Source organism: Sphingobium sp. B2, assembly GCF_007693735.1.
GTDB classification, from domain to species: domain Bacteria; phylum Pseudomonadota; class Alphaproteobacteria; order Sphingomonadales; family Sphingomonadaceae; genus Sphingobium; species Sphingobium xenophagum.
In genome coordinates this window covers 1-2,163 of record NZ_VDBZ01000001.1, presented here as the reverse complement: position 1 = coordinate 2,163, position 2,163 = coordinate 1, and the positions used below count along the sequence as shown (strand labels likewise).

The 2,163-nt window shown below is 63.2% G+C and carries 2 protein-coding genes; both read right to left on the bottom strand.

All coding sequences use genetic code 11. The features are described 5' to 3' along the window. Nucleotides 1–685, bottom strand: a 685-nt coding sequence (locus FE851_RS00010; protein WP_222422925.1) for an IS66 family transposase zinc-finger binding domain-containing protein, incomplete at its 3' end; no start/stop codon positions are given. A 228-nt stretch (nucleotides 686–913) separates the two neighbouring features. Beyond that, nucleotides 914–2,061 (bottom strand): IS3 family transposase gene (locus tag FE851_RS00005; RefSeq protein WP_145198762.1). Its coding sequence is split into 2 segments (ribosomal slippage): nucleotides 914–1,797 and nucleotides 1,797–2,061, totalling 1,149 coding nucleotides; the frame shifts between segments, so codons are not numbered across the junction. Nucleotides 2,062–2,163 lie beyond the last annotated feature (102 nt).

The window sequence follows — 2,163 nt, the reverse complement described above, 5'->3', positions numbered from 1 at the left end:
TGCCGACCTGATCGGCCAGAGTGGAAAGGCTCAGGTCCACGCCTTCCCGGGCATAGCGATCACGCTGGCGGTTAAGCGGTTGATGCGCACCGAACTTCTCGAACAGCAGCATCGCCAGGAAGCTGGGGCCAAATAGCCCGCGGGGCGTCACATGGAACGGCGCTGGCGGTTGGGTGATCTTCTCACAGGCTCGGCAAGAGAACTTCTCCCGCACAGTCTGAACCACCTTCCACTGTCGCGGCACGACCTCAAGCGTCTCGGTGATATCCTCGCCCAGCTTGCACAGCCGATCCGAGCCGCAGCAGGGGCAGGCATCGGGCGCGGCGATGACGACGCGCTCGCGCGGCAGATGCTCGGGCAAGGCCTTGCGGGCGGGCCGCTTGCGCTCGAACGGTGCGACGTTGGTCTTCGCCGCTGCCAGGGCAGCCAGAAACTCATCTTCGCTGGCAGCGGTCTCGCACTCCTCGAAGGTCAGTTCCATCTGGTCGAGCAGATGGCGCGTGCGCTCGGAGCGCTGGCCAAAAAGGGTGCGGCGCATCTTCTCGTTTTGCAGGTGGAGAAGGGCGTTACGGGCTTCCAGGTCGGCGTTGATGGCCTTGATGCGGGCGACTTCAGCGGCGACAGCCTGGGCTGCGGCAAGCTGCGCGCGAAGGCTCTGGATCTCTGCTTGCGCCGCGTCACCCATGCCGAAAGGCATAGCAGAAAAGCACCGAAATCTCTAGCTTTTTAGCTCTCCGGCATCGATTATCCAGCCAATGTCGGGCGCCATGTGGCCTGCGGATTACGCCAGTCGATCGCCTCCAACATGCAGGCCATCTGCGAAGGGGTGAGGTGGTCCCGCCTTCTTGTACAGTTTGGCGGCTGCGTTAAGCTAATCCCGGTTGTCGTTCATGCCCCCTGCTTGATCATCAGATCATGGGGGGGCATGCCCCCCATGATCTGCTCGCCCGATCCGCCGATAGGCCTCGACCGGGGTTCTGCCGGCCAGACCCGAGTGCGGACGCTGGGTGTTGTAATAGGTGATCCACCGGCCAAGGCCAGTTCGCAACTCGGAGCCGGTCTCGAAGGCATGGAGGTAGACGCACTCGTACTTCAGGGAGCGCCAGAGCCGCTCGATGAAGACATTGTCCATCCACCGCCCCCGGCCATCCATGCTGATGCGGACCTCGGCGTCGCGCAACACGCTGGTGAAGGCTAGCGAAGTAAACTGGCTGCCCTGATCCGTGTTAAAGATTTCCGGCCTGCCGAACCGGGCCAGTGCCTCCTCCAGCGCCGCGACGCAGAAGCCAGCGTCCATCGTGTTCGACAGGCGCCAGGCCAACACCTTACGGCTCGCCCAGTCCATGATCGCCACTAGGTACAGGAAGCCGCGGCGCATGGGGATGTAGGTCACGTCCGCGCACCACACATGGTTGGGCCGGTCGATCACCAGTTTGCGCAGCAGGTACGGATAGACCCGGTGCTGCGGATGGGGATCGCTCGTGCGGGGCCGCTGATAAATCGGCGTGAGGCCCATCTTCGCCATCAGCCGCCGTGCCCGCCGGCGACCAACCTCATGGCCTGCACGGCGCAGATGCCGGGCCATCCGGCGGCTGCCGTACCACGGGCACTCCATGAAGGTCTCGTCGATCACCGTCATCAACGCCAGCGTCTCGTTCGTTTCCGGAACCGGCGCATAGTAAAAGGACGAGCGGCTGATCCGTAGCAGGCGACACTGCGCCGAGATCGACAGCCGGTGGTGAGCAGGTTCGACCATTGACCGCCTCCGGTCCACGCTCATCGACCGAAGGCTTTCGCTAAAAAATCCCGCTCCACAACCAGTTGCCCGATCTTGGCGTGCAGCTTCTCCACCTCGCTCTCGCTGGCGGCCTTGATCGCATCGCCAGCCCCGGAGAAGGTGCCTGCCATTCCATCAATGGCTTGCCGCTTCCAGGACGCGATCATCGTGTGGTGCACGCCATGCTTGGCTGCCAGCTCCGCGAGCGTCAGGTCACCCCGGATCGCCTCCAGAGCCACCTTGGCTTTGAAATCGGCGCTGTAGCGCTTCCTCGTCGTCTTCATTCCCGTACCAATCCATCAGGTCGGAAGTAGCTTAACACCCTGTCCAGAAAACCGGCACCACCTCAGGGAGATGGCAATCACGCCGTCCACGGCCGAAGGCCA